The following is a 26,333-nucleotide window of genomic DNA, read 5'->3' on the forward strand; positions in this document are numbered from 1 at the left end:
GGGGCAGCCACCGTGCGGACAACGGAACACGAGTCCACCTCGGCGGCAACGGCAGGGGAACGCGGGGCCGCCACCGTCGGTGCATGGCCACCGCCACCGAACCCACCACCACCTCGACCCAGCGCGCCCCCGGCCGCCTCGGCGGTCGGTGGATCGACGACTGGCGCCCCGAGGACCCTGACTTCTGGCAGTCCACCGGTGAGCCGATCGCCCGCCGGAACCTGTTCTTCTCCGTCTTCTCCGAGCACATCGGCTTCTCGATCTGGAGCCTGTGGTCGGTGATGGTGTTGTTCCTGCCCGAGCCGGTGTTCGGCATCGACCCGGCCGGCAAGTTCCTGCTCACCACGTTGCCGACCGCGCTGGGCGCCTTCGTCCGGCTGCCCTACACCTTCGCCGTCGCGAAGTTCGGCGGCCGGAACTGGACGGTCATCAGCGCGTCGTTGCTGCTGGTCCCGACCATCGCGACCGCGGTCGTGCTGGAGCCCGGCGTCTCGTACACGACGCTGCTGGTGGTCTCCTGCCTGGCCGGCGTGGGCGGCGGCAACTTCGCCAGCTCGATGACGAACATCAACGCCTTCTACCCGACCCGGCTCAAGGGCTGGGCGCTCGGGCTGAACGCGGGCGGCGGCAACCTCGGCGTCCCGGTCATCCAGCTGATCGGCCTGCTCGTGCTGGCCACGGCCGGCGCCGCGCACCCGCGGATCGTGCTGGTCGTCTACCTGCCGCTGATCGTCGTCGCCGCGGTCGGCGCCGCGCTGCTGATGGACAACCTGACGACGGCGCGCAACCAGCCCCGGGCGATGCGGGAGGCCACCCGCGAAGGGCACACCTGGATCCTGTCGTTCCTCTACATCGGCAGCTTCGGCTCGTTCATCGGGTTCGGCTTCGCCTTCGGCCAGGTGCTGCAGAACCAGTTCGCGCAGGACTTCGCCACGCCGCTGGCCGCCGCGCAGCTCACCTGGCTCGGGCCGCTGCTCGGGTCGCTGATCCGGCCGCTCGGCGGGTCGCTGGCCGACCGGTTCGGCGGCGCGCGGATCACCTTCTGGAACTTCATCGCCATGGCGGGTGGCGCAGCGGTCGTGCTCGTCGCCAGTCAGGTCGGGTCGCTGCCGCTGTTCCTGCTCGGCTTCGTGCTGCTGTTCGTGCTCAGCGGGATCGGCAACGGCTCGACGTACAAGATGATCCCGGCGGTGTTCCGGACCCGGGCGATGGACGCCGTCGCCGCCGGCACCGACCCGGCGACCGCCGACCGGCACGCACTGCGGACGTCGGGGGCGGTCATCGGCATCGCCGGGGCCGTCGGCGCCTCCGGCGGGGTGCTGGTCAACCTGGCCTTCCGCCAGTCGTTCCTGTCCACCGGCAGCGGGGACGGCGCCTACCTGGCCTTCATCGCCTTCTACGCCGTCTGCGTCGTCGTCACCTGGGTCGTCTACCTCCGCCCGGGGACCAAGCTCGCCGGAGTGTGATCAGGGGCGCCAGACCTGCTCAAAATCGGGGTGCTCGGTGTACGGAGTGGCGAGCAGGGCGAGGGTGAGCGCGGCCAGCTGGTGCAGGTCCTTGGGCGGTAGCGGGAAGTCGGGCAGCCCGGACGGCCGGGCGCCCAGGAAGCGCAGGTCCGGTGCGGCGGCCTGGCAGGCGAGCACGACCTTCCGCTTGGCCGCGCAGTCCGCGCGCACCCGCTCGGCGGTCCCGTCCGCGCCGGCGTCCTCCGCGAGGCCGGCGGTGGCGTTCGTGTCCTCGGCGATGCGGGCGAGCAGGAAGCCCACCAGGTCCATGACGGGCGGCTCCATCGCCCGATCATCCCCCTCGGGGCGGCCGCGGACCCGGCGGGCGACCCGGCGCGCCGGTCCGCCCGTGGGCAGCGAGCATGATCGGCCGTCCCGCCCGTCCGAGAAGAGCGAGCCCGGTCCATGCCACCCCAGCCCACCACCGACCTCTGCGACGAGCGCCCCGACGCCCAGGTGTGCGACCCGGTCCTGTCCGCCTTCGGCGGTGCCGCCGCCTTCAGCGGGAGCATGGTGACCGTCACGGTCACCATGGACAACGCCCTGGTCCGGGCCGTGTTCGAGCGGTCGGGGGAGGGGCGGGTGCTGGTCGTCGACGGCGGCGGGGACCAGCGCTGCGCGTTCTTCGGGGGCACCCTGGCGACGGTCGCCGCGGCCTCCGGCTGGGCCGGGGTGGTGGTCAACGGTGCCGTCCGGGACGTCGCGGAGATGGCGGCCCAGCCGATCGGGGTGCGCGCGCTGTCGGTGTTCCCACGCCGGGGCGCGCGGGGCGGCGACCGCGGTCGGGAGGGCGGGCCCTGCCGGTTCGCCGGGGTCACCTTCCGCGCGGGGGAGTGGCTGGTCGCCGACGCGGACGGCGTCGTGCTGCTGCCCGCGGCGCCCTAGGTCCCGGCGGCGAGCCGGTAGCCCCGCTTGACCACGGTCTCCACGACCGGCGCGCCGAGGGCCGCCCGGAGCCGGGTCACCGCCATCTCCACCGCGTGCGCGTCGCCGCCGCCGGAGAGCTCGGCGAGCAGGTCCGGCCGGGACACCACGACGCCGGGCCGGCGGGCGAGGGCCCGCAGCACCGCCATCGGGCCCGGCGGCAGCTCCACCAGCCGACCGTCGAGGACGGCGGCGTGCCCGCGAACCTGCAGGGTGTGCGGGCCGGCGGTCAGCACCGGGTGCCGGGCGGGCAGCTCGGCGACCACCGAGCGGGCCAGCGCCCCCAGCCGGGCCCGCTCGGGCTGGACGGTGCGGATCCCGGCCGCCTCGAGCGGGGAGGCGGTCACCGGGCCGACCGCCAGCGGCAGGACGGCCTCGGCGAAGGCGGTGAGCACCCCGGCCCGTACGCCCTCCTGGCCGGCCACCTGGAGCAGGCTGGCCGCCGCCGGCGCGCTGGTGAAGGTCACCGCGTCCACCCCGCGCCCGGCGATCGTGACCACCAGACGGCGCAACGGGGCGGTGTCCTCCGGCAGCACCCACCGGTAGACGGGGACCCGCACCACCTCCGCGCCGGCCCGGACCAGCCCGGCGACGAGCTCGGGCAGGGGGTCACCGTGCAGCTGGACGGCGATCCGGCGACCCGGCAGCGGCCCCTCGGCACCGGAGAGGAGGTGCTCCAGCACCTCCGCGGAGCTCTCCGACGCCGGTGACCAGGCATCGACCAGCCCCGCCCCACGGATCGCCCCGCGGGCCTTCGGGCCGCGGGCCAGCACCCGGGCGTGCTGCAGGTGCTCGCGCAGCGGCAGGTCCCACGCCTCGGCCGCCTCCAGCCAGCCGCGGAACCCGACCCCCGTCGTCGCCACCACCAGGTCCACGGGGGCGGCGAGGACCTCGCGGGTGGCGGCGACCAGGTCGGCGTCGTCGGCCAGCGGCACGATCCGGATCGCCGGGGCGTGGAGCACCCGGGCGCCGCGCCGGTCCAGCAGCGCGCCGAGCTCCTCGCTGCGCCGGGCGGCGGTCACCGCCACGGTGTAGCCGCGCAGCGGCAGCAGCTCCTCGGCCGGGGGCGCGGCAGCGCCGGCAGCAGGCGCTGCTCCGGCCGGGCCGTCCGTCTCACGGTCGAGCGCGGGGTCGGTCACTCCTCCATGGTGCGGCCTCGGTGTTCCAACCGTGTGACGGGGCAGGTCGGGTGGTCGCGGTGCCCGGTCAGCCCCGGCCGTCCCGCAGCAGGGCGTACTCCCGCTCACCGGTCCCGGCGGTCCCGTCGATGAGCAGGTCGGCCCGGGCGCGGGTGTCCTGGCCGGCGAACTCCGCCGCCTCCTGCTGCTGCCAGCGCAGCCAGTGGGCCCGCAACGCCTCGCCGTCCCGGGCGATGCCGCGCGCGATCCGCACCGTGCGGGGTGCCTCCACCCACACCCGCAGCACGGCGTACGGGTCGACGTCCCGCGGCGCGCTGCCGCAGCCCTCGACGACCAGCGCCGGGCCGGCCGGCACGTGGACCAGCTCGGCGAACCGCCCCGCGGGCCAGTCGTACCGGTGGACGGCGCCGGCCCGGCCCTCCCGCAGCGGCCGCAGCACCCCGGCGGCCAGCCGCGCGAACCCGCCGGTGAGGGTCCAGCCGGCGTAGACGTCGTCCATGTGCAGCACCGGGGCGCCGAGCTCGGCGGCGAGCCTGCCCGCGAACCTGGTCTTGCCCGACCCGGCCGGCCCGTCCACGCACACCAGCCGGGTGACGCCCAGCCGGGGCGCGGCAGCCCGCACCTGGTCGGCGAGGGCGGCGAAGGTGCCCCGCCCCGGTGTCGCCCCGCTCGCCGCCTGCACGCCCGCACTCTGCCAGCGCGGGCGGTGCAGACTGGAGCCGTGCCCGCCGACACCACCCCCCGCCCGGTCTCCGCCGTCCCCCGGCGGCTGCGGCTGATCACCGCGCTGGCCGCCGCCGGGCTGGTCGTGGCGATGACCGTGGTCGCCGTCCTGCTGAAGTCCTCGACCACCGGCGTCGTGTCCTTCCACACCGCCGACCAGGTGGCGATGGTCGGCCTGGGCCTGGCGATGGGCGCCGGCGTGCTGCTCATCGGCAGGTCCCGGGTGGACGCCGACGCCGACGGGCTGCGGGTGCGCAACGTCGTGATCAACCACGAGGTGCCCTGGTCGGCGGTGAAGGCGGTGCGCTTCAACGAGCACTCGCCGTGGGCGACCCTGCTGCTCACCAACGACGACGAGCTGGCCGTCTCCGCGGTCCAGGCGGCCGACGGGGAGCGCGCCCTCGTCGCCGTCCGCGGCCTGCGGGCGCTGCTCGCCGACCACCAGGCGCGGCACGTCGTCCCCCGCGAGGACCTGCTGTACCCCCGGGAATGACGGGAGCCGCTCCCGCGCTGTAAGGTGGGCGTGCCTCCCCCCGCTACATCGAGGCGCGAGAACCACGGTGGCCGAGATCCTTCCAGTCCCGGTCACCCACCAAAGAGGAGCCCGCTCCCACCTGGCGCCGCACAGGCACCCAGGTCCCGGTTCGCGACGACCGGCACGTCCGGTCGTCGCGTCCGCAGCACCCCGTCCGCGGGGAGCTGCGGCATCCGGCGAGTGGGCCCTGTGAGCACCAGCTCACGGGGCCTTTGTCGTCGGTGGCCCGGGTGGGTGCGGATCCTCATCCACGCAGCAGAGGAGAGGCCATCACCGAGCCCCGCATCAACGACCGTATCCGCGTCCCGGAGGTCCGCCTGGTCGGACCGGAGGGCGAGCAGGTCGGCGTCGTCTCGATCGGCGAGGCGCTGCGCCTGGCCCAGGACTCCGAACTCGACCTGGTCGAGGTCGCGCCCATGGCCCGGCCGCCCGTCGTCAAGCTCATGGACTACGGGAAGTTCAAGTACGAAGCCGCGCAGAAGGCCCGTGAGGCGCGGCGCAACCAGGCGCTCACCGTCATCAAGGAGATGCGGCTGCGCCTGAAGATCGACCCGCACGACTACGAGACCAAGAAGGGCCACGTCGAGCGCTTCCTCAAGGGCGGCGACAAGGTCAAGATCACCGTGATGTTCCGCGGTCGCGAGCAGTCCCGGCCCGAGATGGGCTACAAGCTGCTGCAGCGACTGGCCGGCGACGTCGCCGACCTCGGGGTGGTGGAGTCCAACCCCAAGCAGGACGGCCGGAACATGGTCATGGTGATCGCTCCGCACCGGAACCAGGCGGCGACCGATGCTGCCCGGCGCACCGCGAAGCAGGAGAAGCACGCGGCCAACGACGAGCCGGCGCAGGCCGAGCAGGCGCCCCCGGCCTAGCCGGCGGCCCACCCGACGCACCCGCGACGCGCAGCGCTGCTGCGCGCCGCCGGGCAGACACGAACAGGACCGAGAGATGCCGAAGAACAAGACCCACAAGGGCGCCGCGAAGCGGATCAAGGTCACGGGCACCGGCAAGCTGGTGGCCGAGCACCAGAACAACCAGCACAAGTTCGAGTACAAGTCCGGCTCGCGGAAGCGTCGGATCAGCGGCACCGGCGAGCTCTCCAAGGCCGACACCGGCCGGATGAAGAAGCTCCTCGGTCTCTGACCGCCCCCACCTCTACGAGCAGAACGGAGCTCTCACGTGGCACGCGTGAAGCGGGCGGTCAACGCCCAGAAGAAGCGTCGCACCACCCTCGAGGCGGCCAGCGGCTACCGCGGCCAGCGCTCGCGGCTGTACCGCAAGGCCAAGGAGCAGATCCTCCACTCCGCGACCTACAACTACCGCGACCGCAAGGTCCGCAAGGGTGACTTCCGCAAGCTGTGGATTACCCGGATCAACGCCGCGGCGCGGCAGAACGACATGACCTACAACCGGTTCATGCAGGGCCTCAAGCTCGCCGGCATCGAGTTGGACCGCAAGGTCCTGGCCGAGCTCGCCGTCAACGAGCCCGCCGCCTTCGCCACGCTCGTGGGCTCCGCCCGGGCCGCGCTCGCCGCGAACCCCGAGGCGACCGGCGCTGCTGCCGCCTAGAGGAACACCCCGTCCTCCTCACCCCTCGCACGCTCGGGGCGAGCCTCTGGACGGGGCCGCCGACGCCGTCGCAGGGAGCCCAGCTCCCCGCGGCGGCGTCGTCGTCTGTCCGCCCACCTCCGAGGGGAACCCCGTGCCCGACGTCATGACCGAGCGCTCGGCGCGGGTCGCCGCCGCCCGCAAGCTCACCCGCCGCAGCGGCCGGGACGACGCCGGGGCCTTCCTCGCCGAGGGGCGGCAGGCGGTCGGCGAGGCGCTCGCCGAGGCGGAGACCGACCCGGACGCCGTCCTCGAGCTGTTCGTCACCGAGGTCGCCGCGGTCGCCCACACCGAGCTGCTGACCGGCACCCGGGTGCCGGTGCACGTGGTCACCGAGCGGGCCGCCGCGTCGCTGTCGGAGACCGTGACGCCGCAGGGCCTGGTGGCCGTCTGCGCGCTGCGTGACGTCGGTGCCGACACCCTGGTCACCGACCCGCCGCGCCTGGCCGTGGCGCTGGCCGAGCTCGCCGACCCGGGCAACGCCGGCACCGTGCTGCGCACCGCCGATGCCTGCGGTGCCGGTGCGGTGGTGTTCGGGGCCGGTTCGGCCGACCCGTACAACGGCAAGGTCGTCCGCAGCAGCGCCGGCAGCCTCTTCCACGTCGACGTCGTCCGCGGTGCGTCGCTGGCCGAGCTGGTGCCGCGGGTCCAGGCCGCCGGGACGATGGTGCTGGCCGCCGACGGCGGGGGGGAGGTGGCGCTGGACGAGGCCGCCGACGACGGACTGCTGGCCGCCCCGGTCCTCTGGCTGTTCGGCAACGAGGCGCGGGGTCTGGACGCCGGGCTGGCGGCCGCCGCCGACGCCCGGGTGCGCATCCCGATGCGGGGCCGGGCGGAGAGCCTCAACCTGTCCGTCGCCGCGTCCATCTGCCTCTACGCCACCCAGCTCGCCCAGGGCTGAGCGCCGAGCCGCTCAGCCGGGGAGCGTGATCAGGACGACGGCCGCCACGGCCGTCACCAGCCCGGCCACCTGCGCGCGGCCCAGCCGCTCCCGCAGCACCAGCTGGGCCAGGACGACGGTGCTGACCGGGTAGAGCGAGGCCAGCACCCCGGTGATCGCCAGGGCACCGCCCTGCTGGGTGGCGAGCAGGAACAGCGCGTTCGCGGTCATGTCCCCGACGCCCGACAGCGCGACCAGCGGGACGGCCGTCCTCGGCACCCGCAGCGACCGCCTGCCGAGGACGGCCAGCACGGTGACGAAGGCCGCCGAGGCCACCCGGGCCGCCACCAGCGGGGTCAGCCCGGCGTCGGCGGAGGTGCGGTCGAGCAGGACGAAGAAGACCCCGAAGGCGGCGCCGGCGACGAGGGCGGGGAGCAGGCTGACCGGCCGTGCCGTCCGCAGCGCCGACAGGCCGCCGTCGGCCGAGACCAGCACCACGGCGACCAGCGCCAGGGCGATGCCCACGGCGGCCCAGGCGGGGACGCTGTCGCCGCTCAGCAGCCCGACGAGCACCGGGACCGCGGCCGCGGTCACCGCGGTGACCGGAGCGACGACGCTCATCACGCCGGCGGCCAGCGCGCGGAAGAAGACGACCAGCCCGGCCGCACCGGCCAGGCCCGCGGCTGCGCCCCAGGCCAGGTCGGCCGGCTGCACCGGACCGCCCAGCCAGGGGAGCAGGACCAGCAGCGCGAGCAGGCCGATGGCCTGGGACAGCACGACGACGCCGAACACCGACGCGCGTCGGCTGGACAGCCCGCCGAGGAAGTCCGACGCGCCGTAGACGACGGCCGACGCCAGGGCCAGGAGCACCGCCACGTGACCTCCCGGGATCAGCTCCGCGCCGGCGGCGCAGACCCCGATGGTCCAGCGAGGGGCTTCGTCAGCCCACCGCGGGGTGCTTGCGGGCGTACATCCGGGCGTCGGCACGGTGCAGCAGCGGGCCGAACTCGGCGCCGTCGTCGGGGTGCACGCTCACCCCGACGCTCGCCCGGACCTGCACGGTCCCCGCACCCAGCGTCACCGGCTCGGTCAGCACGGCCTGCAGCTGGTCGGCGACCCGCGCGGCCTCCCCGGGCGCCGTCGCCGGGTCCAGCCCGACCAGACCGACGAGGAACTCGTCACCGCCCAGCCGGGCGAGCAGGTCGCCGCGGCGCAGCCGGCCACGCAGCCGGTCGGCGACCACCTGCAGCAGCTCGTCCCCGGCGGCGTGGCCCAGTGCGTCGTTGACCGCCTTGAAGCCGTCCAGGTCGAGGAAGAGCAGGGCGACGGCGGTGCCGTCGAGCCGGGCCTGCCACAGCGCGGACTCCATCCGCTCCTCGAAGCGGCGCCGGTTGGGCAGCGCGGTCAGCGGGTCGGTGTAGGCCAGCTCCTCGATCTGGGCCAGGTGCCGGCGGGTGCGGTCCCGTTCCTGCAGCAGCTCGCGCTCGGCGGTCACCCGCGCGGTCACGTCGGTCTGCACGCCGATGTACTGGACCACCAGGCCGGAGCTGTCGAGCACCGGGGCCAGGTGGATCTCGTTCCACCACGGCTCCCGCTGGGGGCCGCGGTGGTTGAGCAGGGTCGCGCGGAACTCCGTGCCCTCCCGGATCGCCTGGCGCATCCGGGCCACCACGCCGGGGTCGGTGTCCGGGCCCTGCAGGAAGCGGCAGTTGCGGCCCAGCGCCTTGCCCGTGGGGAGGCCCGCGAGCTGCTCGAACGCCGCGTTGACGTAGACCAGCGGCTGGTCCGGGGCGGTCATGTCGGCGATCGCCACCCCGCTGGTCGTGGCGGCCAGCGCACGCTGCAGCACCAGCTCCTGCAGCGTCGCGCCGTCGGAGCCCTCGCTGCGGCGCACGACCGCGGTGGGGTCCTCGACGAGGTCCGCGGCCGGCTCCGGCGTCACCGGCTGGGCCGCCACCCGGGCGACCAGCGAGACGCCGGCCTGCTCGACGGTGCGCCGCTGGTAGGTCAGCGCGTACTCGTACCGGCGCTGCAGGTCCGGGCCGCCGTCGCCGAGGTCCCGGGCGAGCAGCGCCGCGCTGAAGTGCGGGCTGAGCACGACGACGTCCCACTCACCGCGCACCGGGTCGTCCGGGGCGAGCGCGGCGCCGCGCACGCCGGGCAGCGGCTCGACCGGCAGGTCCTCGCCGAGGGCGCAGACGAAGCCGGTGCGCGCCACCAGGTCGCGGTAGCGCAGCGCGGTCGCCGGCGTGAAGTGCCGGGCCTCCTGGAAGGTGGCGGCGACGACGCAGGTCTCACCGAGCCGCATCGCCTGGCGCTCCAGGTGCTTGCTGAGCTCGATGAGCAGCGCCTTGGGGGCGGTCCGCAGCTGGGTGCCCGCGGGCAGGCAGCTGAACGGCGAGTCCTCCGGGTCGACGGCGGGGGCACCTGCCGACGGCAGCACGAGTCGGCCGACGGTGCTCCCGGGGACGGCGGCGGCGGCCGGCCGGCCGAAGTGCCAGCCCTGACCGAGGCTGGCGCCCAGGGCGGAGGCCATGGCCAGGTGCGCCTCGTCCTCGATCCCCTCGGCCAGGACGACCGCGCCGGTGCGCTCGGCGTAGCCGTTGACCGCGTTCATGATCTCCGCGACGGCCGGGCCGGGCCGCTCCTGGACCAGCCGCAGGTCCAGCTTGATGACGTCGGGGCGGAGCAACGGCATGAAGGCCAGCGACATCGAGTCCGCGCCGACGTCGTCCAGGGCGATGCCCCAGCCGACCTCGCGGACCCGCTCGACGGCGCGCAGCAGGTCGGCCGGCCGGGTGGCCAGCGCCCGCTCGGTGATCTCCACGACGACCCGCAGCCCGGCCGGGGCCGTGGTGGCGATCGCGAGCAGCTCCTCCAGCGGCGCGGACTCCAGCACCTCGGGCTCGACGTTGACGAACACGGTCAACGGCGGGCCGAGCTCCGCGGCCACCGCCCCGCGCAGCGCCGCCGCGCGGCAGAGCGCGTCCAGGTCGCTGAGCCGTCCGGCGGCGCGGGCGGCGGCGAAGAGCGCGTCGGGGGTGTGCAGCGGGCCGTGCGGCCCACGGGCGAGCGCCTCGTAGGCGACGATGCGGCCGGTGTCCAGCTCCACGATGGGCTGGTACACGCTGTGCACGCCGCCGGTGCGGAGCACCTCGTCGATGGTCGAGGCCGGGGCCTCTGTCGTGGTCACCAGGGCCCCATCGACCGCGAGCGGTGGCTCCCTGGCCGATCTGCCGGGCGGGGCATCCCAAAGGGTGATCGGGCGGCCGGCTGGAACCCGGGCGCGGGCACCGCGCCCCGCCGGGCAGAATGGCCTCCCGTGTCTGGCGCCAACGACCCCTACGACCCCAAGCAGGTCGCCGCGCTGTCCGCGGAGACCCTCGACGGCGCGGTGCGGGCCGCGACCGAGGCCTTCGCCGCCGCCGGTGACCTGGAGGCGCTGGCCGCCGCCCGGCCGGCGCACCTGGGCGACCGGGCGCCGGTCCTGCTGGCCCGCCGCGAGCTCGGTGCGCTGCCCCCGGCCGCCCGGTCCGACGCCGGCAAGCGGGTCAACGCCGCCCGGGTCGCCGTCACCGACGCCTACACCGCCCGGCTCGCCGTGCTGGAGGCCGAGCGCGACGAGCGGGTGCTGGCGGAGGAACGGGTCGACGTGACCCTGCCCTGGGACCGCACGCCCCGCGGTGCCCGGCACCCGCTCACCACGCTGACCGACCGGATCGCCGACGTCTTCGTCGGCATGGGCTACGAGGTCGCCGAGGGCCCGGAGCTCGAGGCGGAGTGGCTGAACTTCGACGCGCTCAACATCAGCACCGACCACCCGGCCCGCTCGATGATGGACACCCTCTTCGTCGCCCCGGAGGACTCCGGCCTGGTGCTGCGCACGCACACCAGCCCGGTGCAGGCGCGCACCATGCTGGAGCGCCAGCCGCCGATCTACGTGGTCGCGCCCGGCCGGGTGTACCGGACCGACGAGCTGGACGCGACGCACACCCCGGTGTTCCACCAGGTCGAGGGCCTGGCGGTCGACCGGGGGCTGACCATGGCGCACCTGCGCGGCACCCTGGACCACCTGGCCCGGCAGCTGTTCGGCGCCGACGCGGTCACCCGCTGGCGGCCGTCCTACTTCCCGTTCACCGAGCCCTCGGCGGAGTTCGACGTCTGGTTCCCCGAGCACCGCGACGGCCCGCGCTGGGTCGAGTGGGGTGGCTGCGGCATGGTCAACCCGCGGGTGCTCACCGCCTGCGGCATCGACCCGGAGACGTACACCGGCTTCGCGTTCGGCTGCGGCATCGAGCGTGCCCTGCAGTTCCGCCACGAGGTCGGCGACATGCGCGACATCGTCGAGGGCGACATCCGGTTCACCACGGCATTCGGAGTGGAACAGTGAGTGAGCATCGCAGCGAGCGCCAGCCAGTGAGGAGCGGAGCGAACGGGCTGCGCAGCAGCCTGGTGACGCAGTGAGAGTCCCCATCGGCTGGCTGGCCGAGCACGTCGACCTGCCCGCGGGCACCACCGTCGAGGAGCTCGACACCGCCTTCGTCCGGCTCGGCCTGGAGGTCGAGGAGGTCCACCGGCCCCCGGTCACCACCGGGCCGCTGGTGGTCGGCCGGGTGCTGGAGATCGAGGAGCTGACCGGCTTCAAGAAGCCGATCCGCTACACCCAGGTGGACGTGGGCGAGGACGAACCCCGCGGCATCGTCTGCGGTGCCCGCAACTTCGCCGTCGGCGACCTGGTGGTGGCGGCGCTGCCCGGCGCCGTGCTGCCCGGGGACTTCGCGATCGCCGCCCGGAAGACCTACGACCACGTGTCCGACGGGATGATCTGCTCGGTCCGCGAGCTCGGCATCGGCGAGGACCACGCCGGCATCCTGGTGCTGGGTCAGGACGGCTTCGAGCCGGGGACGCCGGCGGCCGGCCTGCTCGGTCTGGACGACGTCGTGATCGAGCTCAACGTGACCCCCGACCGGGGCTACTGCCTGGCCATGCGCGGCATCGCCCGGGAGATCGGCACCGGGCTGGCCGTCGACTGGCGGGACGCCGGCGCGGTCACCCCGCCGGCCTGGTCGGGGGCGCCCGCCTGGCAGGTCGAGGTGGCCGACGGGGCGCGCTGCGACCGCTTCTCGATGATCGCGATGGAGGGCCTGGACCCGACCGCACCCAGCCCGTGGTGGATGCGCCGCCGGCTGGCGCAGTCGGGCATCCGCAGCATCTCGCTGGCCGTCGACGTCACCAACTACGTGATGCTCGAGCTCGGCCAGCCGATGCACGCCTTCGACCGGGGCACCGTGCGCGGCCCGATCGTGGTGCGGCGCGCCACGGCGGGGGAGCGGCTGACCACGCTGGACGGCGTCGACCGGACCCTGGACGCCGACGACCTGCTGATCACCGACGACTCCGGCCCGATCGGCCTGGCCGGCGTCATGGGCGGTGCGTCCACGGAGATCGGCGACCGGACCACGAGCGTGCTGCTGGAGGCGGCCCACTGGGAGCCGACCGGCATCGCCCGCACGGTCCGCCGGCACAAGCTGCCCAGCGAGGCGGCCAAGCGCTTCGAGCGCGGCACCGACCCGGAGGTCACCGTGGTGGCGCTGGCCCGGGCCGCCGCGCTGCTGGCCGAGCACGGCGGGGCCCGCGTCGTCGGCTCGCCGGTCGACGCGGACACCCGCGGACCGCGCCCGGCGATCCCGCTGGACGCCGGCCGGCCGGCCCGGATCGCGGGGGTCGACTACCCGACGTCCCAGGTGATCGAGGCGCTGACCGCGGTCGGCGCCGGCGTCGACGCGGACGGGGACCAGCTGCAGGTCACCCCGCCGTCCTGGCGGCCCGACCTCACCGACCCGGCGGACCTGGTCGAGGAGGTCGTCCGGCTCGCCGGGTACGACGACATCCCCTCGGTGCTGCCCAACGTGCCGCCCGGTCGCGGGCTGACCGAGCGGCAGCGCCGACGACGCAGCATCGGCCGGGCGCTGGCCGAGGCCGGGTACGTCGAGGCCCCGGCCTACCCGTTCGTCGGGACGGCGGCGCTCGACGCGCTCGGCCTGCCCGAGGACGACGTCCGCCGGTCGGTGGTCGTGGTGCGCAACCCGCTGTCGGAGGAGGAACCGGCGCTGCGGACGACGCTGCTGCCCGGCCTGCTCGCCACGCTGGCCCGCAACCTGTCCCGTGGGCAGCGCGACGTCGCCGTCTTCGAGCACGGGTCGGTGTTCCCCGGCGACCGGCGCATCCCGGCGCCCGTCCCCGGCGTCGACCGGCGCCCGGACGACGAGACGCTCGCCGCGCTGCTGGGCGCGGTGCCGGCCCAGCCGTGGCACGTCGCCGTCGTGCTGACCGGCCACCGCGAGCCGCGCGGCTGGTGGGGCCCCGGCCGGCCGGCCGGCTGGGCCGACGCGGTCCAGGCCGCCCGCATCGTGGCCGCCACCGCCGGGGTCGAGCTGACCGTGCGCGCCGGTGACCTGGCGCCGTGGCACCCGGGCCGGTGCGCCGAGCTGGTGGTGGGGGAGCAGGTCGTCGGGCACGCCGGCGAGCTGCACCCGCGGGTGTGCGCCGCGCTGGACCTGCCCGCGCGGACCTGCGCCATGGAGCTCGACGTCGACGCGCTGCCGCCCGCACCGGTGCCCGTGGGACCGCCGATCTCGAACTTCCCGCCGGTCCTGGTCGACCTGGCGCTCGTCGTGCCCGAGGAGGTCCCGGCCGCCGACGTCCAGGCCGCGCTGCGCGCCGGTGCCGGTGAGCTGCTGGAGCGGCTGCAGTTGTTCGACGTCTACACCGGGCCTCCGGTGCCGGCCGGGTCCCGGTCGCTGGCCTACGCGCTGACCCTGCGCGCGCCCGAACGCACGCTGACCGGCGAGGAGGCCAACGCCGCGCGCGACGCGGCGATCGCGACGGCGGCCGAGCGGACCGGGGCGGTCCTCCGTGGCTGAAGAAGGACCCCGTCCTCCCCACCCTTCGCAGGCTCAGGGCGGGCCCCGGGACGGGGCCACACGAAACCGGATGACAGACCTCTCGGGCACCGTCGCACTCGTCACCGGCGCGTCGGCCGGGATCGGCCGGCACCTGGCGCAGGGACTCGCCGAGCGGGGTGCGGCCGTGGCCGGGCTGGCCCGCTCGGCGGACCGGCTGAGCACCGCGATGGACGAGGTCGCCGCGGCCACCGGCGCGCGCACGCTCGCCGTGGCCGCCGACGTCACCGATCCCGCCGCCGTGCAGGCGGCGGTCGACCGGGTGACCGCCGAGCTCGGTCCGGTGACCCTGCTGGTGAACAACGCCGGGTCCATCGACGCCGCGGAGGTGCCGCTCTGGGAGGCCGACCCCACCCAGTGGTGGCAGGTCGTGGAGAGCCAGGTGCACGGGCCGTTCCTGGTCTCCCGGGCCGTCGTCCCCGGGATGATCGCCGCCGGTGGCGGCCGGGTGATCGGCTTGGGCAGTGGTCTGGGCACCCGCGGCAGCGCCGAGTACAGCGCGTACTCCGCGGGCAAGAGCGCGCAGATGCGGATCACCGAGGGCATCCACCTGGCCGGGGCCGAGCACGGGGTGCGGGCCTTCGACCTGGCGCCCGGCGTCATCGACACCCGGATGACCCGGGCGATGCCCATGCACGCCGGGCGCACCGAGTGGACCCGGCCGGAGGACGTCGTCGCGCTCGCGGTGGCGATCGCGGCCGGCGAGCTCGACCAGTGGTCCGGCCGGTTCTTCCGGTCCGGCGTCGACGACCTGGACACGCTGCGCGCGACGACGCCCGAGGGCGACGCCCGGCGACTGCGGCTGCTGCCCTACGGACCCGACGACCCGGTCGCCTGACCCGCCGGCCGGGAGGTCAGCCCACGGTCGCGAACAGCGGGGCCGCACCGGACATCTCCACCATCCGTCGTACCGCGCGGGTCGGGTGCCGCAGCTCGGGCACCCGGCCCGACCGCCGGGTCGGCTCGGTCTCCCGCACCAGCAGCCGCAACCCGCGGCAGTCGAGGAAGGTCGCCGCCGAGACGTCCACCGCCACCGCGGTGCGGGATCCCCTCGGCCCGGCGGCGTGCCAGTCGTCGACCACCAGCGAGTCGACCTCACCGCTCAACCGGAGCACCGGCTCGCCGTCCTCCTCGACCAGGTGGATGGCGCCGGGCAGCTCCGGCGAGTGCGTCCGGTGGCTGGCTCCCATGGCAGTGCTCCCCTCCGACCGGGCCCGTCGTCCCGGTCAGCGGGGACTGTGCACGGGGGTGCTGACAGAACCGCTGGGAGCCACCTCCCCGCAGCCTGTGCAGTCCCGCGCGCCCCAGGGGCACCACGGCCGCGACCCGGTCAGACCACCGTCGCCAGCGCCCCCGCGGCGATGTCGACGGTCACCAGCGTGCCCGCCTCCAGCTCCACCAGCTCGCCGTCCAGCTGCAGCGGCATCGGCGCCAGCGCGGTGAACGCGTAGTGGGTGGTGCTCGGCTGCGGGCCCAGGCCACGGGTCGCGGCGCGCAGCGCGGTCGCCAGGACCTGGAGCTTGCCGGTCCGCTGCTGGGTGACCACCTCGAACAGGCCGTCGTCGGGCCGGCCGCCCTCGCTCAGGGTCGCGTACTTGGCCATCTCGGGGATGTTGGCGAACAGCAGGCTGTCGATGCTGCGCCGCCGGCCGTCCTCCAGCCGGATCGGGAACGGGCGGAACCGCGCGAACCCGCGCACCACCGACACGATCTCCCGCCAGGAGCCCTTGCCGCCCTTCTCCAGGTCGAGGGCGACGACCGGGGTGAGGCCCACGCCGATGTAGGAGTGGGCGTACCGGGTGCGGACCTCTGCGCTCCGGCTCAGGGTGAGCCGCAGCAGGTCGATCCGGCGCACCTCGCCGGCCACGATCGCGTCGGCCAGGTGGTGCTCGCGCGTCGTCCGGCGGTGGTCGTTGGCGTTGCCGGCGGCCCGCACGGCGCACACAGCCTGGTCGTTGCCGGCCTGCATCACCCCGTCGACCACCTCGTTGTAGCCGCCGTCGCCGCTGACCGAGACCAGCAGTGGCCGTCCGGTGGCCGCCACCTCACGGGCGATCTCCCGGGCGTGCCCGGCGTACCGGGTGGGGCGGAGCTCGACCGGGACGGCGGGGAGCCGCCGCTCCAGCTCGGCCCGCAGCTGCTCGGCCGACGCCGGCGCGTTCCCGGTGCTGTGCGGGTTGAAGACGACGACGATCCGGTCGAACGGCTGCATGCGGGCGGGCTCCTCGAGGTGAGCGGGCGGTCGTGCTGCCCGGTCGGGCAGGCGGGGGAGGCCGGCAGGGAGCACTGTGCCCGCCGGGTGCCTGCTGCCGCGACTGCGACACCGGTCCCGCCAGTGCACAGCCATGCATGGCTGTGTATGGTCATGCATCGTGGACGAGGGACGGACGTGGACGGTCGGGGTCACCGGCGCCACCGGGTACGCGGGCGGTGAGGTGTGCCGGCTGCTGGCCGGGCACCCGCGGCTGCAGCTGACCGGGGTGCATGCCAACTCGAGTGCCGGCCGACGCCTGGGTGAGCTGCAGCCGCACCTCACCCCGTACGCCGACCTCGAGGTCAAGCCCAGCCACGCCGACGAGCTGGCCGGCTACGACGTGGTCGTGCTGGCCCTGCCGCACGGGGAGTCCGCCGGGATCGCCGCGCAGCTGCCGGCGGACACCCTGGTCATCGACTGCGGGGCCGACCACCGGCTCACCGACCCGGCTGCCTGGGCCCGGTGGTACGGCGGCGAGCACGCCGGCTCCTGGCCCTACGGGCTGCCTGAACTGCCGGGCCAACGGGAGCAGCTGGCCGGTGCGCGGCGGATCGCCGTCCCCGGCTGCTACCCCACCTCGGTGACCCTCGCGCTGGCCCCGGCGCTGGCCGCGGGGCTGGTCACCCCCGACGTGGTCGTCGTCGCCGCCAGCGGCACCAGCGGCGCCGGCAAGTCGGCCAAGCCCCACCTGCTGGGCAGTGAGGTGATGGGCTCGGCCAGCGCGTACGGCGTGGGCGGGGTCCACCGGCACACCCCGGAGATGGTGCAGAACCTGTCCCTGGCAGCCGGTGCACCGGTCGGCGTGAGCTTCACACCGACCCTGGTGCCGATGAGCCGGGGCATCCTGGCCACCTGCTCCGCGCCGCTGGCGCCAGGCGTCGACGCGCAGCAGGCGCGCGCCGCGTACGAGAAGGCCTACGCCGACGAGCCGTTCGTCCACCTGCTGCCCGAGGGGCAGTGGCCGACGACCGCCGCCGTGCTGGGTGCCAACACCGTGCAGCTGCAGCTCGCCGTCGACCCCGACGCCGGCCGGCTGATCGTGGTGGCCGCGGTCGACAACCTCACGAAGGGCACCGCCGGGGCCGCGCTGCAGTGCGCCAACCTGGCCCTCGGCCTGCCCGAGACGACCGGCCTGCCGCTGGTGGGGGTCGCGCCGTGACCGTCACCGCTCCCGCCGGGTTCCGGGCCGCCGGTGTGGCCGCCGGGCTGAAGTCCAGCGGGGCACCGGACGTCGCGCTGGTCGTCAACGACGGGCCGGACGACGTCGCGGCCGCGGTCTTCACCACCAACCGCTTCCCTGCCGCCCCGGTGCTCTGGAGCCGCCAGGTGCTCGCCGGCAACCGGCTGAGGGCCGTCGTGCTGAACTCCGGTGGCGCCAACGCCTGCACCGGGCCCGAGGGCTTCTCCGACACCCACGCGACCGCCGAGCACGTCGCCGGTCAGCTGGGCGTCGGCGCGATCGACGTCGCCGTCGCCTCCACCGGCCTGATCGGGGTCCGGCTGCCGATGGAGCGGCTGCTCGCCGGGGCGAGCGAGGCGGCGGAGGCGCTGTCGGCCGACGGCGGTCCGGACGCCGCCCGCGCGATCATGACCACCGACTCGGTCCCCAAGACCACGGTGCAGACCGGCGGCGGCTGGACGGTCGGCGGGATGGCCAAGGGCGCCGGGATGCTGGCGCCCAGCCTGGCCACGATGCTCGTCGTGCTCACCACCGACGCCGTCGTCGACGCCGCCGTGCTGGAGCCGGCCCTGCGCGCGGCGACCGGTGCCAGCTTCGAGCGGGTGGACTCCGACGGCTGCCTGTCCACCAACGACACGGTCGTCGTGATGGCCAACGGCGCCAGCGGGGTCACCCCGAGCGCCGAGGAGTTCACCGCGGCGCTCACCGCGGCCGCCACCGACCTGGCCATGCAACTGCTGGCCGACGCGGAGGGCTCGACCAAGGACATCGCGATCACCGTCCGGAACGCGGCCAGCGTCGCCGATGCCCTGACCGCCGGCCGGGCCTGCGCCCGGAACAACCTGCTGAAGACGGCGCTGTTCGGCAACGACCCGAACTGGGGCCGGGTGCTCGCCGCGATCGGCACCACCGACGCCGCGTTCGAGGCCGACCAGGTCGACGTGACGATCAACGGCGTCACCGTCTGCCGCGGTGGCGCGATCGGCGACCCGCGCGACGGCGTCGACCTGACCGGGCGCGCCGTCACCATCGACGTCGACCTCGGGGCCGGTGCCGAGCAAGCCACCATCTGGACCAACGACCTGTCCATCGCCTACGTGCACGAGAACTCGGCCTACTCCACATGAGCGCTGCCCAGGACCCCACCCCACCCGACGTCGCGGTCGACGAGGTCGCGCCCAGGCCGCTCATCGGCACCCGGCGGGTGATGCGGACCAACGACCCCGACGGCGACGCGCGCAAGGTCGCGGTCCTCACCGGTGCGCTGCCGTGGCTGCGCGAGTTCCACGGCAACGTGGTGGTGGTGAAGTACGGCGGGCACGCGATGGTCGACGAGGAGTGCCGTCGCGCCTTCGCCGAGGACATGGTGTTCCTGCGGACGTGCGGCATCTACCCGGTCGTCGTGCACGGCGGCGGCCCGCAGATCAGCGCCATGCTGAACCGGCTGGGCATCCCCAGCGAGTTCCGCGGCGGGTTGCGGGTCACCACAGAGGAGACGATCGACGTCGTCCGGATGGTGCTCACCGGGCAGGTCGGCCCCGAGGTCGTCGGCCTGATCAACTCGCACGGCCCGCTGGCCGTGGGGCTGTCCGGTGAGGACGGCGGGCTGTTCACCGCCGAGCGCACCGCGGCGGTCGTCGACGGGGCGCCGGTCGACGTCGGCCTGGTCGGCGACGTCGTCGCGGTGGACCCCGCCCCGGTCACCGCGCTGATCGAGGCGGGGCACATCCCGGTCGTGGCCACCGTCGCGCCGGACGCAGCCGGCCAGGTGCACAACGTGAACGCCGACACCGCCGCCGCGGCGCTGGCCGTCGCGCTGGGGGCGGTGAAGCTCGTCGTCCTCACCGACGTCGAGGGCCTCTACGCCAACTGGCCGGACCGGGACTCGCTGGTCGAGCAGATCGACGCCACCGAGCTGGCCGAGATCCTGCCGACCCTCGACGCCGGGATGATCCCGAAGATGGCCGCCTGCCTCCGCGCGGTCGAGGGCGGGGTGAAGCGGGCGACCGTCGTCGACGGCCGGCTGCCGCACGCCCTGCTGCTGGAGATGTTCACCACCGAGGGCACCGGGACGATGGTCGTCCCGGCCCAGGCCGACAGCCCGACGACCACCGAGGAGGGGGCGACAGCATGACGCACACCGAGGAGCTGGCCACCCGCTGGTCGGCCGTGATGATGGGCAACTACCGGACGCCGCCGGTGGCGCTGGCCCGCGGCGCGGGCGCCACCGTCTGGGACGTCGACGGCCGCGAGTACACCGACCTGCTCGGCGGGATCGCCACCACGATCCTGGGTCACGCGCACCCGAGGGTCGTCGAGGCGATCACCACCCAGGCCGCGACCCTCGGCCACGTGTCCAACCTGGCCATGCACGAGCCCGGCGTCCGCCTGGCCGAGCGGCTGCTGGAGCTCACCGGCCGGCCCGGCCGGGTCTTCTTCTGCAACTCCGGGGCCGAGGCCAACGAGGCGGCGTTCAAGATCAGCCGGCTGACGGGCCGGCCCGAGGTGGTCACCGCCGTCGGGTCCTTCCACGGCCGCACCATGGGTGCCCTGGCGCTCACCGGTCAGCCCGGCAAGGCCGCCGCCTTCGCACCGCTGCCCGGCGGCGTGCGGCACGTGCCCTACGGGGACGCCGACGCCCTGCAGCTGAGCGGGCAGACCGCGATGGTGCTGCTCGAGCCGGTGCTGGGCGAGGGCGGCGTGCTGCCGGCCCCCGCGGGCTACCTGGCCGCCGCGGCGTCGGCCGCCCGCGACGCCGGTGCGCTGTTCGCCGTCGACGAGGTGCAGACCGGCACCGGTCGGACCGGTCACTGGTTCGCCTCCCAGGCCGACGGGCTGCAGCCGGACGTCATCACCCTCGCCAAGGCCCTCGGCGGTGGGCTGCCGCTGGGGGCCACCCTCGCCTTCGGCCCGGCGGCCGAGCTGATGACCGCCGGTCAGCACGGTTCGACCTTCGGGGGGAACCCGATCGCCGCCGCCGCGGCCCTGGCCGTGCTGGACACCATCCGCGACGAGGGGCTGCTGGAGCGGGCCAAGGAGATCGAGCACCGCGTCACCGCCGGCGTCGAGGGGCTCGGGCACCCGGGCATCAGCGGGGTCCGGGGTCGGGGGGCGCTGCTCGGTGTCGTCCTCACCGCCCCGGTCGCCGCCGCTCTGGAGGCTGAGCTGCGTGCGGCCGGCTTCCTCACCAACGGGGTCGCTGCGGACGTCGTCCGGCTCGCCCCGCCGCTGGTCGTCACCGACGCCCAGCTCGACGCCTTCATCGCGGCCCTCCCCGGGGCCCTCGACGCCGCCCTCCAGGAGACCCCGCAGTGATCCGGCACTTCACCAAGGACGACGACCTCACCCCGGGCGAGCAGGCCGAGGTGCTGGCGCTGGCCGCGCAGCTCAAGGCCGGCCGGCACACCGCCGGGGCGCCGACCCCGCTGCGGGCCGCCAACGGGACGGCGCGGACCGTCGCCGTGCTGTTCGACAAGCCCTCCACCCGCACCCGGGTGTCCTTCTCGGTGGGCATCGCCGACCTGGGTGGCGTGCCGCTGGTCATCGACTCCGGGAACAGCCAGCTGGGTCGCGGGGAATCCGTCGAGGACACCGCCCGGGTGCTGGACCGGCAGGTCGCGGCGATCGTCTGGCGCACCTTCGGGCAGGACCGGCTCGACGCGATGGCCGCGGTCAGCCGGGTGCCGGTGGTCAACGCGCTGACCGATGAGTACCACCCGTGCCAGATCCTGGCCGACCTGCAGACCGTCGCCGAGCGGAAGGGCACCCTCGCCGGGCTCACCTTCAGTTACCTCGGCGACGGCGCGAACAACATGGCGCACTCCTACCTGCTGGGTGGCGCGCTGGCCGGCATGCACGTGCGGATCGGCTCCCCGGACGCCTTCCAGCCCGACCCGGCCGTGCTGAAGCGGGCCGCGGACATCGCGGCCGAGACCGGCGGCTCGGTGCAGTGGACCGCCGACGCGCACGCGGCCGCCGACGGCGCCGACGTCCTGGTCACCGACACCTGGGTGTCGATGGGGCAGGAGGGCGAGCACGACGCCCGCACCGCCCCGTTCCTGCCCTACGCCGTGGACGAGCCGGCGCTCGCCCGGGCGGCCGACGACGCCGTCGTCCTGCACTGCCTGCCCGCCTACCGCGGCAAGGAGATCGCCGCCGAGGTGATCGACGGCCCGCAGAGCGCGGTCTGGGACGAGGCGGAGAACCGGCTGCACGCGCAGAAGGCCCTGCTGCTCTGGCTGCTGGGGAAGAGCGAGTGAGGCGACGCCGATGACCGCGGTGGACCGGGCGTGACCAGCGCGCTGACCCGGTCGGCCCGGCACGCCCGGATCGTGGAGCTGATCAGCGCCGGGCCGGTCACCTCGCAGACCCAGCTGGCCCGGCTGCTAGCCGAGTCCGGCGTCGACGTCACCCAGGCCACGCTGTCCCGGGACCTCGAGGAGCTCGGCGCGGTCAAGATGCGCGGCTCCGACGGCGCTCCGGCGTCCTACGTGCTGCCGCCGGAGAACGCCCCGCTGCGCCCGGCCCAGGCCGCGCCGGCGCGGCTGACCCGGCTGCTGGCCGACCTGCTCACCAGCGCCGAGGGCAGCGCCAACCTGGCCGTGCTGCGCACACCCCCGGGCGCTGCCCAGTTCCTCGCGTCCGGTCTGGACAAGGTCGGCCTGCCGGGTGTGCTGGGCACGATCGCCGGGGATGACACCCTCCTGGTGGTCTCCCGGGAGCCGGACGGCGGGGCGGCGCTGGCCGAGCAGCTGCTGGCGCTCGCCCGGCGCACGCCGGCCGGCTCCCCGGACCCCCGGACCGACCCCGAGAGCAGCGACGACGTGGAAGAGAGCGCACCGTGACGGCGACGAACGAGGGCAGCCAGACCCGCTTGTGGGGTGGCCGGTTCGGCGGCGGCCCCTCGCCGGCGATGGCGGCGCTGTCCAAGTCCACCGACGTCGACTGGCGGCTGGCGCCCTACGACCTGGCCGGTTCCCGGGCCCACGCCCGGGTGCTGGAGCGCGCGGGTCTGCTCACCGTCGACGAGCTGGCCCGCATGATCGGCGCGCTCACCGAGCTGTCCGCCGAGGTCGCCGACGGCACGTTCGCGCCGACCGAGGCCGACGAGGACGTGCACGAGGCGCTCGAGCGCGGGCTGCTGGACAAGCTGGGCACGCTCGGCGGCAAGCTGCGCGCCGGACGCAGCCGCAACGACCAGGTCGCCACCGACCTGCGGCTCTACCTGCGGCACAACGTGCGCGCGCTCGTCGGCGAGCTGGCCTCGCTGGAGTACGCCCTGATCGGGCTCGCGCTGCGCTACCGGGACGTCGCCGCCCCGGGCATGACCCACCTGCAGCACGCCCAGCCGATCCTCATCGCCCACCAGCTGCTCGCCCACGCGCACTCGATCGCGCGGGACGTCGACCGGCTGCTGGACTGGGACAAGCGGGCGGCGGTGAGCCCGCTGGGCTCCGGCGCGCTGGCCGGGTCGTCGCTGCCGCTCGACCCCGACGCCGTCGCCGCCGAGCTCGGCTTCGACCGGGCCTCGGACAACAGCATCGACGCGGTCAGCGACCGTGACTTCGCCGCCGAGTTCTGCTTCGCCGCCGCGCTGGTCGGCGTCCACCTGTCCCGGCTGGGGGAGGAGGTCGTGCTGTGGACGTCGACCGAGTTCGGCTGGGCCCGGCTGGACGACGCCTGGGCGACCGGGTCGTCGATCATGCCGCAGAAGAAGAACCCGGACATCGCCGAGCTGGCCCGGGGCAAGGCCGGCCGGTTCGTCGGGAACCTGACCGGCCTGCTCACGACGCTCAAGGGGCTGCCGCTGGCCTACGACCGTGACCTGCAGGAGGACAAGGAGCCGGTCTTCGACTCCGTCGAGCAGCTGCGCCTGCTGCTGCCCGCGGTCACCGGGATGATCGCCACCCTCACGCTGCGCCCGGAGGTCATCGAGGCGGCCGCGCCACAGGGGTTCGCGCTGGCCACCGACGTCGCCGAGTGGCTGGTGTCCAACGGCGTCCCGTTCCGGTCGGCGCACGAGATCAGCGGCGCGATGGTCTCCTTCTGCGAGGAGGCCGGACTGGAGCTGGACCAGCTGGACGACGAGCAGCTGGCCGGGATCGACGAGCGGCTCACCCCCGAGGTGCGGTCGGTGCTGCACGTCGAGGGTGCGCTGTCGGCCCGCCAGGCCCAGGGTGGGACGGCGCCCGAGCGGGTCGCCGAGCAGCTGACCACGTTGGCCGACCTGGCCCGGCAGCACAGCGACTGGGCGCTGCACTCACCGGTGGCGGCGGCGCTCTGACCAGCTCTGCTGCCCGGACGCCCGAGCCGGGTCCGCTGCTGGAGGCGGCGGACCTGCTCGGGCCGGTCGACGTCGTCGCGCCGTCGCTGCTCGGGTGCTGGGTGGTCACCGACCGGCCGGAGGGGCGGGTCGCGCTGCGGTTGACCGAGGTCGAGGCGTACTCGGGTGCGGGGGAGGACCCGGCGTCCCACGCCCACCGCGGTCCGACGCCCCGGGCGGAGATCATGTTCGGCCCGCCCGGCCGGCTCTACGTGTACTTCAGCTACGGCGTGCACTGGTGCGCCAACGTCGTCGTCGGACCGGTCGGCCGCGGTGCGGCGGTGCTGATGCGGGCGGGTGAGGTGGTGGTGGGGGAGGAGCTGGCCCGCTCCCGCCGTCCGGCCGCGCGGGCAGCGCGGGACCTGGCCCGCGGCCCCGCGCGGCTCACCCAGGCGCTCGCGATCGGCCCGGACGACCGCGGCGCGGCCCTGCTCGACCCCACCTCCGGCGTGCGGCTGCACCGGGGCGCACCGCCCGCCGGCCTCTCGGCCGGTCCCCGGGTCGGGATCAGCGTGGCCACCGAGCTGCCGTGGCGGTTCTGGGAGACCGGGGCGCCGTCGGTGAGCCCGTTCCGGGTGGGCGGCAAGCCCCGCCGGGCCGCCAGGCAGGATCACGTCCGTGACTGACGTGATCGACGAGCTGCACCGCCGCGGGCTGATCGCCCAGAGCACCGACGAGGAGGCGCTGCGCGCGCACCTCGCGGAGGGCCCGGTCACCTACTACTGCGGGTTCGACCCCACCGCGGCGAGCCTGCACGTCGGGCACCTGATCCAGTTCATGGTCCTCCGGGCGCTCCAGCGCGCCGGACACCAGCCCATCGTGCTGGTGGGCGGGGCGACCGGCCTGATCGGGGACCCGCGGCCCTCCTCGGAGCGGCAGCTCAACGACCCGGGCCAGGTGGCCCGGTGGGTGGACCGCATCCGGCAGCGGGTCGCGCCCTTCCTCGACCTGCCGGCGGCCGAGCAGGGGTTGGCCGCGCCGATCTACGTCGACAACCTGGAGTGGACCGCCCCGCTGTCGGCCATCGACTTCCTGCGTGACCTCGGCAAGCACTTCCGGGTCAACCGAATGCTGGCCAAGGAGGCCGTCTCGGCGCGGCTCAACAGCGACGCCGGGATCAGCTACACCGAGTTCAGCTACCAGATCCTGCAGGCCAACGACTTCCGTGAGCTGTTCCTGCGGCACGGGTGCACGCTGCAGTCCGGCGGGTCCGACCAGTGGGGCAACATCACCGCCGGGGTCGACCTGGTCCGCCGGACGGACGGGGCCGGCACGCACGCTCTCGCGACGCCCCTGATCACCACGGCCGACGGCAAGAAGATCGGCAAGACCGAGGGCGCCACCGTCTGGCTGGACCCGGAGCTCACCAGCCCCTACGCGTTCTTCCAGTACTGGCTGAACATCGAGGACGTCGACGCGCGCGCCTGGCTGCCGCTGTTCTCCGAGCGGCCGGCGAAGGAGGTCGCGGCGCTGGTCGCGGAGTCGGTGGAACGCCCGGCGTCGCGCGCGCCGCAACGGGCGCTGGCCGAGGAGCTGACCCGACTGGTGCACGGGCCGGAGCAGCTCGCCCAGGCCGAGGCAGCCGGGCGAGCGCTGTTCGGACGGGCGGAGCTGACCGACCTCGACCCGCCCACGCTGGCGGCCGCGCTGACCGAGGCGGGTGCGGTGGAGGTCGAGGACCCGGCCGCGCCGGTGTCCGCGCTCCTCCAGCGGACCGGGCTGGCGTCGTCCCTGTCCGACGCGCGCCGAACGGTCAAGGAGGGCGGGGCGTACGTGAACAACGTCCGGGTCACCGACGCCGACGCCGTGCCAGCTCCGGGGGACTGGCTGCCCGGGGGCTGGCTGGTGCTCCGCAAGGGGAAGCGATCGGTGGCCGGCGTGCACCGGGCGGGGGCCGGGCCCGCCGCCTGACGGCCGCTCCAGCCGTGTGAACGCCGGGTGACGGGCGGGTTCCGGGCAGGTGGCGCGCGTCACGACCCCCGGGTTTGACACCCTCGTCCCAGCCACGTAACTTTCTCTCTGCGCCCGGAACGACCGCGAGGCCGGAACGGGGCGCCGAGCAGGACAACACAAGCCGAAGACGAGGACCTTCCAGGGTCTGGTTCTCCGCGCGTCCGCTCCTTGAGAACTCAACAGCGTGCCGAAAGTCAGTGCCAAGTATCTATACCCCCATTTGCGGATTCTTCGGGGTTCGTGGGGTTCCTTTGGTTGATTGAACGAGAGTGCCAACTCTCGGTCTCAGCTGTGATCAAATCATCTACGGAGAGTTTGATCCTGGCTCAGGACGAACGCTGGCGGCGT

General features: G+C 74.9%; 26 protein-coding genes. 19 read left to right on the forward strand and 7 right to left on the reverse strand.

Features of this window, described 5'->3' with window-relative positions:
- The first annotated feature begins 83 nt into the window (after positions 1-83).
- Positions 84-1,466: a nitrate/nitrite transporter gene (locus FHL80_RS01695; RefSeq protein ID WP_216870339.1), complete on the forward strand. Its 1,383-nt coding sequence runs from the start codon at positions 84-86 to the stop codon at positions 1,464-1,466.
- Here the strand turns inward: FHL80_RS01695 and FHL80_RS01700 are convergent, their stop codons facing one another.
- Complete coding sequence (locus FHL80_RS01700) at positions 1,467-1,790, reverse strand: DUF6221 family protein (protein WP_138731734.1); 324 nt, start codon at positions 1,788-1,790, stop codon at positions 1,467-1,469.
- 120 nt (positions 1,791-1,910) lie between these two features.
- Between FHL80_RS01700 and rraA the strand changes: the two genes are divergently transcribed.
- Positions 1,911-2,390, forward strand: coding sequence for a ribonuclease E activity regulator RraA (gene rraA, locus FHL80_RS01705; RefSeq protein ID WP_138731735.1), 480 nt, complete (start codon positions 1,911-1,913; stop codon positions 2,388-2,390).
- On the opposite strand, the gene FHL80_RS01710 is transcribed toward rraA, so the two are convergent.
- Together FHL80_RS01710 and FHL80_RS01715 are read right to left on the reverse strand one after the other, a co-directional pair.
- Positions 2,387-3,568, reverse strand: a complete 1,182-nt coding sequence (locus FHL80_RS01710) for a uroporphyrinogen-III synthase (protein ID WP_138731736.1) — start codon at positions 3,566-3,568, stop codon at positions 2,387-2,389. The genes rraA and FHL80_RS01710 overlap by 4 nt on opposite strands.
- 67 nt (positions 3,569-3,635) lie before the next feature.
- Positions 3,636-4,250, reverse strand: coding sequence for a uridine kinase family protein (locus FHL80_RS01715; protein ID WP_138731737.1), 615 nt, complete (start codon positions 4,248-4,250; stop codon positions 3,636-3,638).
- 39 nt (positions 4,251-4,289) lie between these two features.
- On the opposite strand from FHL80_RS01715, the gene FHL80_RS01720 reads away from it, so the two are divergent.
- From FHL80_RS01720 to FHL80_RS01740, 5 genes are all read left to right on the forward strand, one after another.
- Positions 4,290-4,784, forward strand: a complete 495-nt coding sequence (locus FHL80_RS01720; protein ID WP_138731738.1) for a PH domain-containing protein — start codon at positions 4,290-4,292, stop codon at positions 4,782-4,784.
- A gap of 272 nt (positions 4,785-5,056) precedes the next feature.
- The gene (gene infC, locus FHL80_RS01725; RefSeq protein ID WP_138731739.1) at positions 5,057-5,698 is read left to right on the forward strand and encodes a translation initiation factor IF-3; all 642 of its coding nucleotides are present in this window, start codon (positions 5,057-5,059) and stop codon (positions 5,696-5,698) included.
- A gap of 76 nt (positions 5,699-5,774) precedes the next feature.
- Positions 5,775-5,969 (forward strand): 50S ribosomal protein L35, encoded by a 195-nt coding sequence (gene rpmI / locus FHL80_RS01730; RefSeq protein ID WP_014741225.1) that lies wholly within the window; start codon positions 5,775-5,777, stop codon positions 5,967-5,969.
- A gap of 36 nt (positions 5,970-6,005) precedes the next feature.
- Positions 6,006-6,395 carry a 50S ribosomal protein L20 gene (rplT, locus tag FHL80_RS01735; RefSeq protein ID WP_138731740.1) on the forward strand — a complete coding sequence of 130 codons (390 nt, stop codon included), beginning with the start codon at positions 6,006-6,008 and terminating at the stop codon, positions 6,393-6,395.
- Positions 6,396-6,528: 133 nt separating this feature from the next.
- Positions 6,529-7,335 carry a TrmH family RNA methyltransferase gene (locus FHL80_RS01740; protein WP_246078388.1) on the forward strand — a complete coding sequence of 269 codons (807 nt, stop codon included), beginning with the start codon at positions 6,529-6,531 and terminating at the stop codon, positions 7,333-7,335.
- 12 nt (positions 7,336-7,347) lie between these two features.
- Here FHL80_RS01740 and FHL80_RS01745 read toward each other — a convergent pair whose 3' ends face one another.
- On the reverse strand, positions 7,348-8,190 hold the full coding sequence (locus FHL80_RS01745; RefSeq protein WP_138731741.1) for a DMT family transporter: 843 nt from the start codon (positions 8,188-8,190) through the stop codon (positions 7,348-7,350).
- Positions 8,191-8,254: 64 nt separating this feature from the next.
- Complete coding sequence (locus tag FHL80_RS01750; RefSeq protein WP_138731742.1) at positions 8,255-10,507, reverse strand: diguanylate cyclase domain-containing protein; 2,253 nt, start codon at positions 10,505-10,507, stop codon at positions 8,255-8,257.
- A gap of 129 nt (positions 10,508-10,636) precedes the next feature.
- On the opposite strand from FHL80_RS01750, the gene pheS reads away from it, so the two are divergent.
- From pheS to FHL80_RS01765, 3 genes are all read left to right on the forward strand, one after another.
- On the forward strand, positions 10,637-11,704 hold the full coding sequence (gene pheS / locus FHL80_RS01755) for a phenylalanine--tRNA ligase subunit alpha (RefSeq protein WP_138731743.1): 1,068 nt from the start codon (positions 10,637-10,639) through the stop codon (positions 11,702-11,704).
- A 70-nt stretch (positions 11,705-11,774) separates the two neighbouring features.
- Positions 11,775-14,237, forward strand: coding sequence for a phenylalanine--tRNA ligase subunit beta (gene pheT / locus FHL80_RS01760; RefSeq protein WP_138731744.1), 2,463 nt, complete (start codon positions 11,775-11,777; stop codon positions 14,235-14,237).
- Between the two features lie 70 nt (positions 14,238-14,307).
- The gene (locus tag FHL80_RS01765) at positions 14,308-15,114 is read left to right on the forward strand and encodes an SDR family NAD(P)-dependent oxidoreductase (protein ID WP_138731745.1); all 807 of its coding nucleotides are present in this window, start codon (positions 14,308-14,310) and stop codon (positions 15,112-15,114) included.
- Positions 15,115-15,130: 16 nt separating this feature from the next.
- On the opposite strand, the gene FHL80_RS01770 is transcribed toward FHL80_RS01765, so the two are convergent.
- The gene (locus FHL80_RS01770) at positions 15,131-15,466 is read right to left on the reverse strand and encodes an STAS domain-containing protein (protein ID WP_138731746.1); all 336 of its coding nucleotides are present in this window, start codon (positions 15,464-15,466) and stop codon (positions 15,131-15,133) included.
- Between the two features lie 140 nt (positions 15,467-15,606).
- Positions 15,607-16,488, reverse strand: a complete 882-nt coding sequence (locus FHL80_RS01775; RefSeq protein ID WP_138731747.1) for a diacylglycerol/lipid kinase family protein — start codon at positions 16,486-16,488, stop codon at positions 15,607-15,609.
- Between the two features lie 160 nt (positions 16,489-16,648).
- On the opposite strand from FHL80_RS01775, the gene argC reads away from it, so the two are divergent.
- From argC to tyrS, 9 genes are read left to right on the forward strand one after another with little or no spacing between them, the layout of a single operon-like run.
- Positions 16,649-17,689, forward strand: coding sequence for an N-acetyl-gamma-glutamyl-phosphate reductase (gene argC / locus FHL80_RS01780; protein WP_216870340.1), 1,041 nt, complete (start codon positions 16,649-16,651; stop codon positions 17,687-17,689).
- On the forward strand, positions 17,686-18,837 hold the full coding sequence (gene argJ / locus FHL80_RS01785; RefSeq protein ID WP_138731749.1) for a bifunctional glutamate N-acetyltransferase/amino-acid acetyltransferase ArgJ: 1,152 nt from the start codon (positions 17,686-17,688) through the stop codon (positions 18,835-18,837). Before argC ends, argJ begins: the two co-directional genes overlap by 4 nt.
- A complete protein-coding gene (argB, locus tag FHL80_RS01790) occupies positions 18,834-19,844 on the forward strand; it encodes an acetylglutamate kinase (RefSeq protein WP_138731750.1) in 1,011 nt (336 codons plus the stop codon). Before argJ ends, argB begins: the two co-directional genes overlap by 4 nt.
- Positions 19,841-21,025, forward strand: coding sequence for an acetylornithine transaminase (locus FHL80_RS01795; protein WP_138731751.1), 1,185 nt, complete (start codon positions 19,841-19,843; stop codon positions 21,023-21,025). The genes argB and FHL80_RS01795 overlap by 4 nt, the downstream gene beginning before the upstream one ends.
- A complete protein-coding gene (gene argF / locus FHL80_RS01800) occupies positions 21,022-21,969 on the forward strand; it encodes an ornithine carbamoyltransferase (RefSeq protein WP_138731752.1) in 948 nt (315 codons plus the stop codon). The genes FHL80_RS01795 and argF overlap by 4 nt, the downstream gene beginning before the upstream one ends.
- Positions 21,970-21,999: 30 nt before the next feature.
- On the forward strand, positions 22,000-22,554 hold the full coding sequence (locus FHL80_RS01805; protein ID WP_138731753.1) for an arginine repressor: 555 nt from the start codon (positions 22,000-22,002) through the stop codon (positions 22,552-22,554).
- The gene (argH, locus tag FHL80_RS01810; RefSeq protein ID WP_138731754.1) at positions 22,551-23,993 is read left to right on the forward strand and encodes an argininosuccinate lyase; all 1,443 of its coding nucleotides are present in this window, start codon (positions 22,551-22,553) and stop codon (positions 23,991-23,993) included. Before FHL80_RS01805 ends, argH begins: the two co-directional genes overlap by 4 nt.
- A 38-nt stretch (positions 23,994-24,031) precedes the next feature.
- Complete coding sequence (locus FHL80_RS01815) at positions 24,032-24,658, forward strand: DNA-3-methyladenine glycosylase (protein WP_281283416.1); 627 nt, start codon at positions 24,032-24,034, stop codon at positions 24,656-24,658.
- Positions 24,651-25,943, forward strand: coding sequence for a tyrosine--tRNA ligase (gene tyrS, locus FHL80_RS01820; RefSeq protein ID WP_138731755.1), 1,293 nt, complete (start codon positions 24,651-24,653; stop codon positions 25,941-25,943). Before FHL80_RS01815 ends, tyrS begins: the two co-directional genes overlap by 8 nt.
- The last annotated feature ends 390 nt before the right edge of the window (positions 25,944-26,333 follow it).

Source organism: Modestobacter excelsi, assembly GCF_005930495.1.
Classification (GTDB): domain Bacteria; phylum Actinomycetota; class Actinomycetes; order Mycobacteriales; family Geodermatophilaceae; genus Modestobacter; species Modestobacter excelsi.

What these genes read in the sequence shown, in the direction of transcription:
- FHL80_RS01770 (WP_138731746.1), bottom strand. Translation starts at nt 15,466, where the DNA reads ATGGGAGCCAGCCACCGGACGCACTCGCCGGAGCTGCCCGGCGCCATC.
- FHL80_RS01700 (WP_138731734.1), bottom strand. Translation starts at nt 1,790, where the DNA reads ATGGAGCCGCCCGTCATGGACCTGGTGGGCTTCCTGCTCGCCCGCATC.
- FHL80_RS01775 (WP_138731747.1), bottom strand. Translation starts at nt 16,488, where the DNA reads ATGCAGCCGTTCGACCGGATCGTCGTCGTCTTCAACCCGCACAGCACC.
- rraA (WP_138731735.1), top strand. Translation starts at nt 1,911, where the DNA reads ATGCCACCCCAGCCCACCACCGACCTCTGCGACGAGCGCCCCGACGCC.
- rpmI (WP_014741225.1), top strand. Translation starts at nt 5,775, where the DNA reads ATGCCGAAGAACAAGACCCACAAGGGCGCCGCGAAGCGGATCAAGGTC.
- argB (WP_138731750.1), top strand. Translation starts at nt 18,834, where the DNA reads ATGAGCGCTGCCCAGGACCCCACCCCACCCGACGTCGCGGTCGACGAG.
- FHL80_RS01795 (WP_138731751.1), top strand. Translation starts at nt 19,841, where the DNA reads ATGACGCACACCGAGGAGCTGGCCACCCGCTGGTCGGCCGTGATGATG.
- FHL80_RS01695 (WP_216870339.1), top strand. Translation starts at nt 84, where the DNA reads ATGGCCACCGCCACCGAACCCACCACCACCTCGACCCAGCGCGCCCCC.
- FHL80_RS01765 (WP_138731745.1), top strand. Translation starts at nt 14,308, where the DNA reads ATGACAGACCTCTCGGGCACCGTCGCACTCGTCACCGGCGCGTCGGCC.